Raw genomic sequence first — 14,857 nt, forward strand, 5'->3', positions numbered from 1 at the left:
CATGTGCGACGCTCCACCCGTGGTCCCACCGGACCGCACCAACCGCACGATTGGAGTGCACCCACCTTGCGCACCACCGCACGCATCGCCCTGCTCACCGCAGCGGTGACCGGTCTGTCCGGCCTCGCCGCCGCACCCGCGACGGCCGCACCGGTCGTCACCATCGACACCGGGCACGTCGACGTCTTCGGCGTCGCCTACGAGGACGGCGAGTTCCACCTGCACGTCCACGACGAGGCCGCCGAGGCCGAGTACGAACCCTCCGAGGTCCTGCTCGTCGCCAAGTCCGCGGCGAAGACCACCGTGCCCGCCGACCCCGCGTACTCCTTCCTCGGCGCACCCGGTGCCCCGGTCTGGGTGCTGCCCGAGGTCGAGGACCCGGACCTGCTGTGGCCCGGCATCGCCGCCGAGGAGGTCGAACCCGGCGTGTTCGTCGACGGCTCGCTGCGCCTGCGCGTGGTGAACGTCTGCGGCCCCGACGACTTCAGCGTCTTCACCACCGACGCGGTCGGCGCGCCGAACGTGCTGGTCGACAGCGGCAACGGCCTGCCGGACCGCGTCGACCTGACCCCCGGCGGCCACCTGCACGCCAACTGGGCGTTCGAGGCGGCCGGTCACTACAGCATCACCGTCCGCGCGGTCGGGACCCTCGCCGCGACCGGCGAGCGCGTCGCGTCCGCCCCCGCCACCTACTCCTTCAAGGTGAACGCATGATCACCCGCCTCGCCGTCGCCGCACTGGCCGCCGGGCTCGCCCTGATCACCACGGGCACCGCCCACGCGACCACCCTCTCCTCCGGTCACGTGGACGTCATCGACGTCGACTGGACCGGCAGCGCGCTCACGCTCGACCTCCGCGACGGCACCGTGTCACCCGCCGTCGACCGCGCCCCGTCGACCGTGACGCTCAACGCCGTACCGGCGAGCAAGTCCACCGTGCCCTCCGGCAGCGCGTACTCGTTCCTCGGCGCGCCCGGGTCGACGTTCTGGGTCCTGCCGCAGAACTCGGTCAGCGGTGTCCTGTGGCCGGGCTTCGACACCTCGGGCGTCCCGTCCGGCGTGCTGCTGAACAACTCGGTGAGCGTGAAGCTCGTCTCGGTCACCGGTCCCGCCGACTTCAGCGTCTACACCACCGGCTTCGGCGGCTCGGTGAGCGTGTGGTTCGACAGCGGCAACGGCCTGCCCGACAGCCGCACCCTGGCGATCAACAGCCACGCCCACGCCAACTGGGCGTTCGAGGCGGCGGGCACCTACACCGCCGTCTTCGAGGTCACCGCCACCAAGGCGGCGGGCGGCGCGGTCACCACCGGCCAGAAGAGCTACACCTTCGCCGTGCAGCCCTGACCGCTTGCGGGATCCGACATCCCCGGTCCGCGACCTCCACCGTTGGGTGGGGGTCGCGGACCTCGGCCGAACCTGCCTACCGCGGGACGCGCGAAGGCCGTGACACCTCGCGGTGCCACGGCCTCGTGATGCTCGTGCGGTCAGGCGATCGGTGAGGTGCTCACTCCTCGAAGCCCATGTCCATCCCGCCGTCGTCCTCGAAGACCTCTTCCACCATCTCGCCCATCACCATGCCGCCGACCACACCGGCCGCGACACCGCCGACCACGGCGCCCATGCCGGGACCGCGGCGGTGCCCGTGGCGGTGGTCGTCGTCGTAGTGGCCGTGCTGCCCGTAGCCCGGCTGGCCGTAACCGGGCTGGCCGTAACCGGGCTGGCCGTAGCCGGGGGCGTGACCGCCGAAGGCCGAGTGGCCGCCGCGCTCGGCGATCTGGGCCATCCACTGGTTGATGGCACCGGCCCAGTCGGTGTGCATCGCGTCCTGGTGCGACACGTGGAAGCGGCCGAAGGCGTCGGAGCCGGAGGAGAACATGCCGCCGCGCTTGTCGGCTTCCAGCACCACCACGAGCTCGTGCGGGTTGGTGACGAAGGTCAGCTCGACCTGGTTGATCCGGCCCGCGAACTGGGCGGGCGGGAAGAACTCGATCTCCTGGTAGAAGCCGAGTTCCTGGTTGACGCCGTGGATGCGACCGGCTTCGACGTCGGCGCTGCGGAACTGGAAGCCCAGTTGCCCGAACGCCTCCAGCACCCGGTCCTGCGACGGCAGCGGGCCGACGAGCACCGGGTCCAGGTCGCCCTTGTCCGGGGCGCCGGAGATGACCAGCTCGGTGCGCACCCCGACGGTCATGCCGGGCAGCTGCTGCCCGCCCACGGCGGTGATCGGCGTCTCCCACGGGATCGGGAGCTGGAACGGCACCGCCATCGGCTGACCGGCCGGCACCCGCACGCCCTGCGCGACGACGACGCGCAGGAACTCCGACACGCCACCGAACTCGTGGTCGCCGTGCTCGACCTCGACGCGCGTCACCAGCGACAGGACGATCTGGTCGATGTTGGCGTCGTTGCTGCCGCCCTGGATGCGGACCTGGCCGGTGATCACCTGGCCGGGAGTGGCGTGCGGGGTGTCCAGGACGGTGTCGACGGACGGTCCGCCGACGCCGAACGCGCTGAGCATCCGTTTGAACATCTGTGCTTCCTCCGGGAGGGGTGGTTGTTCACGTGCGGAGCAAGGTGTCGGTCTCGTCCTCGAAGTCGCCGATCAGCTCTTCGAGGAGGTCTTCCAACGCGGCGATGCCGATGACGCGGTCCTCCGGGTCGGACACCAGCGCCAGTTGGGCTCGTTCGGCGCGCATCGCGGTGACCGCGCCGGCGACCGGCATGGCGGCGGGCAGCGTCACCGCCGGTGCCATCAGTTCCCGGGCGGTCGCGCGACGACCCTGTGCGATGGCGCGCACCGCCTCACGGATGTGGACCAGGCCGAGGAACCGGCCGTCCACGTCCATCACCGGGAACCGGGAACGCCCCGATTCGCGGCTTCGCCGTTCGATGGCGAGCGCGCTGCTGTGCACCGACACGCTCAGCGTGTCCTCGATGGGCACCATGACCTGCGCGACGGTGGTGTTCTGCAGTTGCAGCATCCGGGTCAGCAGCCGCTGCTGGCCCTCGGGGATCAGGCCGTGCTCGGCGGACTGGCGGACCAGCATCCGCAGGTCGTCGGGCCGGTGGGCCTGGGCCAGCTCGTCCTGCGGCTCGACCTTGCCCAGCCGCAGCAACGCGTTCGTCGTGCGGTTGAGTCCACTGAGGATCCAGCGGACGGAGTGCGCGAACGCGCGGAACGGCAGCGCGAGCAGCACCGCCGAGCGTTCGGGGTGGCTGATCGCCCACGACTTCGGGGCCATCTCGCCCACCACCATGTGCAGGAAAACCACCAGCACCAGGCTGAGCGTGAACGCGATGCCGTAGGAAACGCCCGAGGGCAGGCCGGTGGCCAGCAGCAGCGGGTCGACCAGGTCGGCCACCGCGGGCTTGGCCAGCGCACCCAACCCGAGCGTGCACAGCGTGATGCCCAACTGGGCCCCGGCGAGCATCAGGGACAGCTCGCGGATACCGGCCACGGCCGCGCGGGCGGCGCGGCTGGTCTCGGCGTCCTGTTCCAGGCGGTGCCGCTTGGCGGCGATGAGCGCGAACTCGGCGGCCACGAAGAACGCGTTGGCCACCAACAACACCAGGGAGATCAGCAACGACCACGTGGTGCTCATCGGGCGTCCTCCCGGACTGCGGTGGCCGCGGCCAGCACGACGGACGAGGGCACGTTGCGCGCGACCTCGGTCACCCGCACCGACACGCCGTCGAAGCTGATCTCGTCGTCGACCCGGGCGGTCCGCCCCAGCCGGCTCAGCACCAGCCCGGACACGGTGTCGTAGCTGTCGTGCTCGGGCAGCTCCACGCCGGTGGCGTCGGCGATCTCGTCCACCCGCATCCGACCGGGCACCCGCCACACCCCCTCGGCCAACGGCTCGATGACGGCCTCGACCAGGTCGTCCTCGTCGTGGATCTCCCCGACCAGCTCCTCGGCCAGGTCTTCCAGCGACACGACACCGGCGAACCCGCCGAACTCGTCCACCACGCACGCCAACTGCCGCCGTTCGCTGCGCAGCCGTTCCAGCACGGCGGGCAGCGGCAGCGTGGCGGGCACCACCAGCGCGGGTGAGGCGACGTCACCGATGGGGGTGACCGAGCGCTGGTCGGGTTCGACGGTCAGCACCTCGGCCAACCCGACGACGCCACGCAGGTCGTCCAGGTCGTCACCGAAGACGGGGAACCGCGAGTGACCGGTGTCCAGCAGCTCCACCACGCGGGCGACCGGCTCGTCGGCGCGCACCGAGTGCACCACCACCCGCGGGGACATGGCCTGCTCGGCGACCAGCTCCCGGAAGCCCAGACCGCGTTCCAGCAGGTGCGACAGCTCCGGGTCCAGGTGACCTTCGTTGCTCGCGTCGCCGATGATCTGCTTGAGGTCCTCCGGCGTGGCGCCCTGCGGCAACTCCTCCACCGGCTCGATCCCGACCGCGCGCAGCATCCGGTTGGCCGTCGCGTCGAACAGCCGGATCACCGGACCGGCGATCTTGAGGTAGACCAGCGTGGAGGCGCTCAACGCCTTGGCCAGCGGCTCCGGCCGGGCGATGGCGAAGTTCTTGGGCAACAGCTCACCCAGCACCATCTGCACCACCGTGGCGAACACCAGGGCGACCACCATCGACAGCGACACCGACACCGCGGTCGGCAGACCGGTCAACCCGAGCAGGTCGGCCAGACCCGTGCCCAGCAGCGGTTCGGCCACGTAGCCCGCGAGCAGTGCCGTCACCGTGATGCCGAACTGGGCGCCGGAGAGCATGAACGACAACTTCTGCGTCACCCGCAGGGCCCGGTCCGCGGCCTTGTCGCCGCCCTCGGCCATCTGCCGCAGCCGGCCCCGGTCCACCGCCATGTAGGCGAACTCCTGGGCCACGAAGTACCCCGTGGCCACGGTGAGGGCCACGATCGCGAGCAAGCCGGCGAGGATCAACACGGCACACCCGCCAGACGCGGAGAGATCATGATCAGCCGGGTCCCACCCGGCCCACTACTACAGCCGTCCGTATCGGCGCTATCAGGCATACTTCACGGTAGCACGTGACGCTGTACGGTTGGCACTGAGTGAACGGAGGTGAAACCGAGAGTGACCGTCGCCCTCCTCAAGATCGGTGAGCTCGCCGCCCGAGCGCAGGTCAGCCCTCGCACCGTCGACTACTACACCAGCCTCGGCCTGCTCACGCCGGCGAAGCGCACCGCGAGCAACTACCGCCTCTACGACCCGTCCGACGTCGAACGCATCCACCTCGTACAACGCCTCGAGGTCCAGGGTGTTCCCCTGGAGGAGATCGCGACCGCGCTCACCAACCAGAACGCCGACGTCGGCGCCATCCTGGACCGCATCGACGAGGACCTGCGCACCCTCCAGACCGCGGCGGAGGCCGCGTCACCCGAGGTCCAAGGCCTGTTGGCCGCGGTCGCCACCCGCGTCCACTCCCTCATCACCGTCGCGCTCCAGATCCCGCCCGACCTGCCCCTCCCCTGAGTCGAACAGCACCCGGAGGCGTGACGCCCGCCACGTGCCGGAACAGTCCCGAGGATTTACCTGTTCGGACAGGTATCAGCGGGACAACCGAACGACCAGGGGAACGCCATGCCGCACGCCTCGCACACCACGACCGTAGACGCCACCTACGACGAGGTCCGCGCACTGCTCGCGGACAAGGTCGACCACCCGCGCAAGTACGTGCCGGTCACCAGCAGCACCATCCTGGAACGCACAGACGACCACGTCCTGCGCGAGATGTTCCAGCCCTACCCGGTCCCGCTGACCATCCGCGAGAGGATCCGCGAGACAGCCGTGGACGGCGGGGTCGACATCGTGTTCGAGCACGTCGACAACCCCACCTACACGGGCAGCTTCCACAACACCCTCCGCCGCGGACCTGACGGCGTGACCCTGGAGTACCGCATGGAGTGGACGCCCGTCTCGGGCGCCGACCCCATGTCCGACGAGACCGCGGCCCGCATGGTCCGCGACGGCGTCACCCACCTCAAGCACCTCGCCGAGAATCCCGTCCAGGTGCCCGACTGGGTGCGCGGGTTCTTCGACGCGGTCGACTCGGCGGACCTGACCGCGGTGGCCGGACTGCTGACCGACGACGTCCGCTTCCGGATCGGCAACGGGCCCGAACTCGTCGGGCGGGCCGCTGCCGTCGCCCAACTCGCGAAGGAAGCCGACCGCCACGCCACGACGCGGCACGACCACGTCGACGTGACCACTGTGGACGATCGGGCGTTCGTCAACGGCTACGTCGAGCACACCACCCACGACGGCGAAGAGCACCTGTTCCCGTCCTTCACCGAACTGCGCCGCCGTGAGGGCAGGATCTCGACGTTCCTGATCTTCGCCGACACCTCCCCCACACCGCGATCGGCGTAGTGGCACCGCCCCGCACTCACCACCGGTTCGACGCGCACCGCGGGCCTGATTGCCTGCTTGCCGCAGTGCGCGCGGAGCCGGTCGGGCGAGTCAGGCCAGGACGACGCTCTTGCCGGTGAGGGCGCCGGCTTCGCCGCGGGCGTGGACGTCGGCGAGGTCGACCAGGGCGACCCGTTCGGCGACGTGGACGTGGAGCTTGCCCGCGTCGACCCGGTCGACCAGTTCGGCGAGCTGGGCCGCGTCACTGCGGACGAACACGCTCACCGAGCGCACGCCGTTCTCCGGGCCGGGCGTGGTGGTGGTGACCAGCACGCCGCCGTCGCGCACGACACCGGCCAACGCCGCCATGACCTCGGGCGGCACGGGCGCGAAGTTGAACACCGCGTCGAACCGGCCCGTCACCTGGTCGGCGACCGCGCCGGCGGTGTGGTCCACCACCTCGTCGGCGCCGTAACCGCGCACGCGCTCGGCGTTGCGGCCCACCGCCACCGCCACGACCTCGGCACCTGCCTGGTGCGCGAGCTGCACCGCGTGACCACCGACCGCTCCGCCCGCGCCGTTGACCAGCACGCGCTGCCCCGGCCGCACCCCGGCGTGCTCGACGACCGACTGCCAGGCGGTCAGCGCCACGGCCGGCAGCGCCGCCGCGTCGCCGAGCGGGATCGCGGTGGGTGCGACGGCCAGCACCTCCACCGGCGCGACCACGTATTCGGCGGCCGCGCCGTCGCCGACCATCGACAGGAAGCCCACCACCTGGTCGCCGACCTCGAAGCGGGTGACGCCCTCCCCCACCTCCGCGACCGTGCCGGACACGTCGATGCCGGGCGTGTGCGGCAGGCCGACCGGGAAGACCTGCCGCAGGTACCCGGCGCGGATGGTGGCGTCGACCGGGTTGAACGACGTGCCCGCCACCCGCACGAGCACCTCGCCCACACCGGGAACCGGCCGCTCGACGTCCTCGTAGCGCAGGATCGCGGCCTCGCCGTACTGGTGGAAACGGATCGCCTTCATGACCTTCACCCTTCGCAAGTTGCTTCGAATTCGAAGCATGTACGAACCATAGCACGCTTCGAATTCGAAGCAAGTAGACTGCGGGTGTGACCCCGGACCCAGCACCGCTCGACGCCGATCAGCTCAACGCCTACTTCGCGTTGATGGAGGTCGGCTCACTGCTCCAGCACGCCGTCGAGCAGCAGTTGCGCACCGAAGGCGACCTCAGCTGGGTGCAGTTCCAGGTCCTCGCCAGGCTCACCGACGCCCCGGACGGCCGCCACCGGATGACCGATCTCGCGGACGGTGTCGTGTACAGCCGCAGCGGCCTGACCTACCAGGCCGGTCTGCTGGAGAAGAACGGCCTGGTCACCCGCGAGTCCGACCCCGACGACGAGCGGGCGGTCGTCGTCGCCATCACCGACGCGGGCCGCGCCCTCATCGCCCGCCTCCTGCCCGGTCACGTCGACGTCGTGCGCCGACTGCTGTTCCAACCCCTGCGCCACCGCGACCTCGACACCCTCAGCCAGGTACTGGGCCGAGTCCGCGACCACATCCGCGCCACACCACCGCGCTCAGCGAAACCCCGCCGTTCCCGCGGTCCGGCGACCTGACGCACGGGACAAAAGACACACGCGCGTCCCAGGCCCTCCCGCTACCCGTCTCTGCGGTGTCCGCGACCTTCTTCTCCTGTCCCCATTTATACGGTGAACTCAGGGCCGATCCGGTGAAGAATCCCCTCCGATTCGCGAGAAGGGGACTGTGGACGACACCGACGAAGTGACGCACGCCGAGCACCTGGTGAGGGCCGGGCTGTTCATAGCGGGCGTCGTCCACGCGGTGTGGGAGTCCAGGGTCGAGTCGGCTGAGGACATCCCCGAGTCGACGCGCGATGTGGTGGTCCACTTCCTCCTCGACCACAGCGACTCCGGCAAGACCCGGTTGTTGCGGGAGCACCCGGAACTGCTCGGGCCGCAGGCCGAACGCCTCATGGACTGCGCGGTCAGCGCGTCGTACGACTTGCCCGGTTCGGACGGCGCTCTCAAGGAGTTCTTCGCCCTGCACCTGGAAATGGTCCGGTCGGCCCGTGCTCGGGGGCCTCGCCCTGACGTCGACGATCCGGTGGTGCACGATGCCGAGGAGATCACCGCGTCCCAGGAGTTGCGTGCGCGGGCCCGGGCCCTGCGGGACCAAGGCCGACTCGAAGAAGCGCAGGCGGTCCTCGCCGAAGCGGTACGCCTCGCGCAGTCCGAAGGGGACGCCGACTGTGAGGGTGGCGCTGAACTGGACCAGTTCGAGATCCTCGCCGACACCGCGAAGTTCCGGCCGCACGGGTGGCGGGCACCACTCGCGCACGCTCAGCGATCCGCCACCGCCTACCGGCGCGCCGGGAACCGCGACGGCGAACGTGACGCTCTGGTCGCCGTGACGACGGTCCTCGCCGACGCCGACTCGGAACCGAACCTCCTCGCCGTGCTCGACCGGCTCACCGAACTGGACGAAGGGTACGGCCGCTGGTGGCGGGCGTACACGAACGCGAGGAACAGCGGCGGTCCGGACGGGTTCATCACCGGGTTGCGGTGGTGCGCGGAGCACGCCGACCTGCTCGGTGAGCGTGCCGCGTACTACCGCACGATGTGCGAGCAGAAGTTGGCCTTGTTGGAGTGGCAGCCGTTCACGCCGCCTGAGGAGGGCGATGCCCGCACGCGTTCACTGCTGTTGCACGTCGACATGCTGCGACACGGGCCGACCGAGAAGACCATGGCCCTGTTGTCCCGCATCGTGGATGACGTCGAGGAGCGACGAAGGTACGCGCGTTCGTCGACCCTGCAGCGAGACCTCTCCGGTGACAACTTCCTCGCTTACCTCGCGGCCGCGCGATCCGCCGAGGAACTCCGGTCGCCGGCGGCAGCACTCGACTTGATCGAACTGTCGTGCAGCCGGGCGTTGCCGGTCCAAGCCGGGTTGTACTCGCTGTGGCGGCGTTGCCCACCCGACGCCAGGGAAAGGACCCGATCGCGCGTCCTGCAGAAACACCTCGGGGACTACCTGGCACGACCGACCGAGCACGACCGCTTCCACCTGGCGGAGGCGTTCGAGCTCGAACGGGACAACCAACGGCACCACGAGCAGCACCTGGTGACGGTGGGACACGCGCCTTCCACGGTGCCGCTGCCCGCCAACGTGGCCCAGGTCCGCGCGATGCTCGCGGAGGATCAGCACGTGGTCGTCCTGGCCAGTACCCAGTCGATCTACCTGGTCACACCGGACCGTTGCGAGATCATCGGGAGCTGGCCGACAGCAGAGGTCGAACGCCTGGTGGACGATGCGCTCGCCGGTCTGTCGGATCCGTCCTTCGACCCGGGCGACGCGCTGACCAGGCTCGAGGACCACGTGGTGCGGCCCGTTCTCGACCACACCGCGGTGGGGTCCCGCGTCTACCTGATGCCCTCGGGTCCGCTATGGCGCGTCCCGCTCGGAGTCCTCGGCACCGGTGAACTGTCGGCGACACGCGATGTCAGCGTGGTTCCCAGCCTGAGCGTCCTGGCTCGTCTGCTGCTGCCCCAGCCGCCCCCTCGGACCGTCGAGCGCTTCGTCGGGATCAGCGACCCGGACGGCGGGTTGGCGCACGCCCGCGGGGAAGTCGACCACGCAGCGGGCCGGTTCACCGACTCGTTCACGTTGTCCGGTGACGAGTTGGAGTACCACGCGGTCATGGCCAACCTGGCGGACGCCGACGTCGCGCACCTGGCGTGCCACGGCATCTTCTTCCCCGAGGACCCGGACTTCTCGGCGCTGCACATCGGCGGGCCGGCCACCGATCCCGAAGTGCTCTGGTACGGCGATGTGGCGCGCCACAGGCTCCGCGCGCGGCTAGTGGTACTGGCGGCGTGCCACGCCGGAACAGGTTCCGAGACCCAGGGCTTCGAGTACTCGGGCTTCCCGGGTGCCTTCCTCGCCGCAGGTGCACGTGCCGTGCTGGCACCGCTGTGGGCCGTGCCGGACGACTCGACCGCACGGCTGATGACCCGCTTCTACTCCGCGTTGACATCCCCGGTGTCGGTGACCGAGGCGCTCCGACAGGCCCAGCGGTCGGTCGCAGCCGACCCTCGCACCTCGCACCCGTACCACTGGGCGGGTTTCCAACTGTTCGGTGTCACGTGACCGGCGACGACACCCGTGACATCGAGCCTCCGGCAGGCTCATGGACGCCGCACCCGCCGGAGGCGCTGTATCTCGGCTATGACCTGGAGAACCTCCTTTGCGCCTACTGCGAGGCAACCATCACCCTCAGCAGGGGGTTCCCTCCTGCCGTGGTGAACCAGATCAGGAGACTGGGTCATTGGGCGGTGTCGCGGCTCCAGGCCCTGGGTGTGACGCCGGCGCTCGTCAGGCGCTTCGAGCGGAGGTTGGACGACCTGCCCAGCCGCGAGCAGTTCCAGCGACTGACCAGTGATCAGTGGTCGGCGACCATCCAGGACGTACCAGGCGAGATCGAGGAACTGTTCGACAAGGTGCGGACGGCCATGGGTACAGACGGCCTCCGCTACTTCAGCTTCGGCATCCTGCTCTGCCGCCTGCAGATCTGTAGCGGCATCATGCGCACCTTGACCGAGATGCCGGTGCCTGCCGCCGTCGCCACCTACCCCTTGAGGCTCACGTACCACCGTGAACTGGTTCGTCTGGTCGCCGTGTTGGCGCAACGCGTCGAAGACGACACGAATTGGCCGCGTGACCCGCAACAGGCCGACCTGGACCGTGCCTACGACGAGTTCATCGACTACGTCCCACGGTGGATTGCCGCAGGTGCCCCGATCGCCGAAGAGTTCCACCAGCAGGTGGCCCGCCTGGCGGAGGTGTCGGGTATCCGCCGCACGGGCACGGCCGAGCAACAGACCACCTGGACCTCGTATCCCGATCTCGTCGCGGAGGAGCAGGTCACACCGCTGCCGGTCCCGCACACGCCCGAAGATCGCTCCCGGCTGGAGTCGGACTTCGCCGCGATCCCGCCGTCGCCCGGACCTTCCGATGCCGAGCACCGTCGTGACGAACTGCAGCGGCTGCTCCGGTCGTGCCGGCGGACCCTCGGACCCGTCCACGACCTGACCCTGCGGGTCCAGACCGCCCTGGCCTCGACGTACCTCCCGACCGGACAGGGCGACGTGGCGGCGGGAATGCTCCGTGACATCGTGAACACGGTCGTGACCCACTACGCCGACCTGCACGCGACACGCTACGTGCTCGTCGATCACGTCTGTCACTGGCTCGGGCACACCGACCCCGTGGCCGCGGGCGAGATCAGGGAGCTGGTCCTCGGCCGGATCACGTCGCTCGACAACGAGGACGAGGTGCCGCCGTCGTTGCGCGAGGTGTGGGCGCTCCTGCGCCGACCTGAGGGATGAGGCCCTGTGGCCGGTCGGAGCTCCGCGTCGCCGTGCGAGCGGCATTTCCATCACCCGGCGTTGCAGGTGTCCCTTGGGCGGTCCAGCGCACCGTGTCGGCCGTCCTGACGCAGCGAATGGGCTGAGCGCGCGCCACGACCGGTAGGGACTTTCGGGCAGTGTTGGCGTGGTTGGCACGCAACAGTTTCGACAACGCTTGTGGCCGGTCTCCCGGTGCCGCTAGAACTGGTCGGCCGCCGGTCGATCGGGGAGGCCGCACATGCGCTCGATGAAACTCCTGTTATCCGCGTTGGTGGTCGCGGTGCTGATCACGCCGGCCGAGGCGACGGCCCTGGCCCGGCAAGGGCCGGACGTGCCGCCGCCGGGGTGGTCGATCAGCGGTGCGGGGTTGACGTGGACGGCACCCGGTCCGATCCCGGCAGGCGGTGCCGCGATCGAGTTCTGGGACGGCGACCGGCTGCTCGGTGTACCGCGCCCGTCCGCCGACCTGCGCACCTACACCCTGGACGTGGTCGGGGTCGATGCCGTCGACGGGCTGCGGGTACGGGCGTCCGGCAGGCGGTTGGACGTCGAGGAGCCCACGCCACCGACGACCGCGGCCAACGTGGCGCCGCCCGCGCTGCAGCCCGCCGGGGACACCGATCCCGGCAGGCCCGGACCGTTCGCCACGCGCACCGGTGAGTACGAACTCGACCCGATCACCGTGCCCGGGTACGCGGTACCGCTGGAGGTCGAGGCCGTCGTCGTCGCGCCGATCGGTGCGCCGGGCAGGCGCCCACTGGCCCTCTTCCTGCACGGCAGGCACATCACCTGCTACCAAGGCACCCAGATGCTGCTGGAGTGGCCCTGCCCGGCGTCCGCGAAACCGGTACCGAGCCACCGCGGCTACCTCCAGGCACAACGGCTGCTCGCCTCGCAGGGCTACGTGACCGTGTCCGTGTCGGCCAACGCGGTCAACGCCCACGACGCGCTGGACGTCGAAGCGGGCGCGGGTGCGCGGTCGGCGCTGGTCCGCGCCCACCTGGCGAAGTGGGCGGACTGGGCGGGCGCCGGTCGGGGTTCCGCACCCGAGGTCGTCCGTGCCGCGCCGGTCGCCGACCTGGGCAACGTGTTCCTGGTCGGGCACTCGCGGGGCGGCGAAGGCGTCAACCGGGCCGCGATCGACAGCCTCGTCCCGCCGCCTCCCGGTACCGGTCACGACGGCCCGGCGCGGTGGAGGATCAAGGGCCAGCTGCTGATCGGTCCGACGATCTTCGGGCACAACCCGGCACCGGACGTGCCATCGGTGACGATCCTGCCCGGCTGCGACGGTGACGTGTCCGACCTCCAGGGCCAGCTCTTCGTGGACGCGACACGTGGCGTGAGCCGGGGAACCGCCCTGCACAGCGCGCTGTACCTCGTCGGCGCGAACCACAACTTCTTCAACACCGAGTGGACCCCCGGCCAGGCGGAAGCCCCGGCGCAGGACGACTTCCGCGACACGTGGGTCGACGCGGTGTGCTCGCCGGGCACCGCCACCCGGCTCACCGCCGCGCAGCAGCAGACCGCGGGCGCGACCTACATCGCCGCGGCGGCACGCCTGTTCGTCGCCGGTGACCAGCGGGTCCTGCCGCTGCTGGACGGGTCGGGCGTCCGCGCGCCCTCGGCCGACCCGGCGCGGGTGCTCGCCCACGCCGTGGGCGGCGCGCGTGCCCCGTTCGTCGTGCTCGACGGGACGACTTCGGCGAGCGGGTCGGCTCGGGTGTGCGCGCAGGTCTCGGCCGACCCGGCGGCGGCGTGCGTCGACCCGGCCGTCACCCGCCCGTCACCGCACTTCGTCCGGTTCAACCGCGTGGTGCCGGAGTCCGGCCGGTTCGCCGTCGCACTCCGGTGGACCGCCGAGGGCCAGGCGGCGACCGTGCGCCCCGCCGCGCCGGTGTCCCTGGTGGGGGCGCGAGAGCTGGCGCTGAGGCTGGCCGTGCCGCCCAACACCGCGGCCAACCGCTTCACCGTGACCGTCACCGACGCGTCCGGGCGGCGCGCGCAGCTGGGGACGGTGGCACTGGACGGGCTGCCCGCCACCGAGCGGCTGTCCGCCAACTGGGCGCAGGAGGTCCGCGTGCCGCTGCCGTCGCGCGGGATCGACCTGCGCCACGTCGCCGAACTGGAACTCGTACCGCAGAGCGGCTCCGGGCAGGCGTGGCTCCTCGACGCCCACGGCTGGGCGCCCGGCCTGCCCGACCCCCGCCCGGTGGCGCTGCCGCGCGTCGACCTCGGCGCGCTGACCGTCGAGGAGGGCGACACCGGCACGCGGACCGTCCGGTTCCCGGTCTCGGTCACCGGTGACGGCGCGGGCTCCGTGCGGGTGTTCGTCCAGGACGAGGACGGCCGCGCGTACACCGAGCGGCTGGTGGTGATCGAGCCGGGGCAGCACGAGGTCGAGGTGCCGATCGAGGTCACCGGCAACACCCGGTTCAGCTACGGTGCGAGGCGCGTGGTGCTCGCCAAGGCCGTGCGGGGCACGGTCATCGGCCACTACGCGGACCGGTTGACGGTGCCGAACGACGACCCGGAACCGACCGTCACCGCGACCCCGGTCATCGACGCGGTCACCGAGGGCGGCACCTTGACGTGGCGCGTGACCCTGTCCTCCCCGGCCGACTCGAACTTCACGATCATCGGCCGGGCGGCCGCCCCGGAAGGGGTCGAGCTGTCCACCACGGACGTCGACGAGACGTGGTTCCGCCAGCGCGTCTCCCAGGAGGACCCGCTGCCCTCGCGACCGTTGTCGACCACCGGGGTGCAGGTGGTGGCCTACTTCCCGCGCGGGGAGGTCAGCCGGGAGGTGTCCGTGCTGACGGTGGTCGACGCGGAAGCCGAACCGGTCGAACGGGTCCGCTTCGACCTCTCGTCGCTCACGCCGGGTGCTCCCCGGGTCCCGGTCATCGGGACGGTCACCGACGCGTCGGACGGGCGGTGACCGGCGGGTACCGCTCAAGGCCAAGGGAGGCACGGCGTGGCACGACCTTCCGCACTGGAAGGTCAAGTCGCCGGTGGTCCGCGCTAGAGATTGGGTGTTAGCGCTAACGAGAACCGGGTACCCGCCCCGTGGGCTTGTCGACCGTGAT

The 14,857-nt window shown here is 70.8% G+C and carries 12 protein-coding genes; 8 read left to right on the forward strand and 4 right to left on the reverse strand.

Annotated features, from left to right (window positions below; all coding sequences use genetic code 11):
* The first annotated feature begins 66 nt into the window (after positions 1-66).
* Positions 67-714 carry a choice-of-anchor M domain-containing protein gene (locus B0I31_RS32920; RefSeq protein WP_106619296.1) on the forward strand — a complete coding sequence of 216 codons (648 nt, stop codon included), beginning with the start codon at positions 67-69 and terminating at the stop codon, positions 712-714.
* Positions 711-1,343 carry a choice-of-anchor M domain-containing protein gene (locus tag B0I31_RS32925; protein ID WP_106619297.1) on the forward strand — a complete coding sequence of 211 codons (633 nt, stop codon included), beginning with the start codon at positions 711-713 and terminating at the stop codon, positions 1,341-1,343. The genes B0I31_RS32920 and B0I31_RS32925 overlap by 4 nt, the downstream gene beginning before the upstream one ends.
* A 160-nt stretch (positions 1,344-1,503) precedes the next feature.
* On the opposite strand, the gene B0I31_RS32930 is transcribed toward B0I31_RS32925, so the two are convergent.
* Genes B0I31_RS32930 through B0I31_RS32940 form a run of 3 tightly spaced genes read right to left on the reverse strand, consistent with a single transcriptional unit; the run spans position 1,504 to position 4,911 of the window.
* A complete protein-coding gene (locus tag B0I31_RS32930) occupies positions 1,504-2,529 on the reverse strand; it encodes a sporulation protein (RefSeq protein WP_106619298.1) in 1,026 nt (341 codons plus the stop codon).
* Positions 2,530-2,557: 28 nt separating this feature from the next.
* On the reverse strand, positions 2,558-3,601 hold the full coding sequence (locus tag B0I31_RS32935; RefSeq protein ID WP_106619299.1) for a hemolysin family protein: 1,044 nt from the start codon (positions 3,599-3,601) through the stop codon (positions 2,558-2,560).
* Complete coding sequence (locus tag B0I31_RS32940; RefSeq protein WP_106619300.1) at positions 3,598-4,911, reverse strand: hemolysin family protein; 1,314 nt, start codon at positions 4,909-4,911, stop codon at positions 3,598-3,600. Before B0I31_RS32940 ends, B0I31_RS32935 begins: the two co-directional genes overlap by 4 nt.
* Positions 4,912-5,061: 150 nt before the next feature.
* Here B0I31_RS32940 and B0I31_RS32945 point away from each other — a divergent pair, with 150 nt between their 5' ends.
* Both B0I31_RS32945 and B0I31_RS32950 read left to right on the forward strand, forming a co-directional pair.
* Positions 5,062-5,460, forward strand: coding sequence for a helix-turn-helix domain-containing protein (locus B0I31_RS32945; protein ID WP_106619301.1), 399 nt, complete (start codon positions 5,062-5,064; stop codon positions 5,458-5,460).
* Between the two features lie 108 nt (positions 5,461-5,568).
* Entirely contained in the window at positions 5,569-6,357 is a 789-nt protein-coding gene (locus tag B0I31_RS32950; protein WP_106619302.1) for a nuclear transport factor 2 family protein, read from the forward strand.
* Between the two features lie 90 nt (positions 6,358-6,447).
* On the opposite strand, the gene B0I31_RS32955 is transcribed toward B0I31_RS32950, so the two are convergent.
* Complete coding sequence (locus B0I31_RS32955; protein WP_106619303.1) at positions 6,448-7,368, reverse strand: NADP-dependent oxidoreductase; 921 nt, start codon at positions 7,366-7,368, stop codon at positions 6,448-6,450.
* A gap of 86 nt (positions 7,369-7,454) precedes the next feature.
* Here B0I31_RS32955 and B0I31_RS32960 point away from each other — a divergent pair, with 86 nt between their 5' ends.
* From B0I31_RS32960 to B0I31_RS32975, 4 genes are all read left to right on the forward strand, one after another.
* Complete coding sequence (locus tag B0I31_RS32960; RefSeq protein WP_425444444.1) at positions 7,455-7,961, forward strand: MarR family winged helix-turn-helix transcriptional regulator; 507 nt, start codon at positions 7,455-7,457, stop codon at positions 7,959-7,961.
* A 148-nt stretch (positions 7,962-8,109) separates the two neighbouring features.
* Complete coding sequence (locus tag B0I31_RS32965; protein WP_106619304.1) at positions 8,110-10,512, forward strand: CHAT domain-containing protein; 2,403 nt, start codon at positions 8,110-8,112, stop codon at positions 10,510-10,512.
* Positions 10,509-11,750 (forward strand): hypothetical protein, encoded by a 1,242-nt coding sequence (locus tag B0I31_RS32970; RefSeq protein ID WP_146174042.1) that lies wholly within the window; start codon positions 10,509-10,511, stop codon positions 11,748-11,750. Before B0I31_RS32965 ends, B0I31_RS32970 begins: the two co-directional genes overlap by 4 nt.
* 268 nt (positions 11,751-12,018) lie before the next feature.
* On the forward strand, positions 12,019-14,709 hold the full coding sequence (locus B0I31_RS32975) for a hypothetical protein (RefSeq protein ID WP_245950608.1): 2,691 nt from the start codon (positions 12,019-12,021) through the stop codon (positions 14,707-14,709).
* Positions 14,710-14,857: the final 148 nt, after the last annotated feature.

The sequence above is a fragment of the Saccharothrix carnea genome, assembly GCF_003014735.1.
GTDB classification, from domain to species: Bacteria; Actinomycetota; Actinomycetes; order Mycobacteriales; family Pseudonocardiaceae; genus Actinosynnema; species Actinosynnema carneum.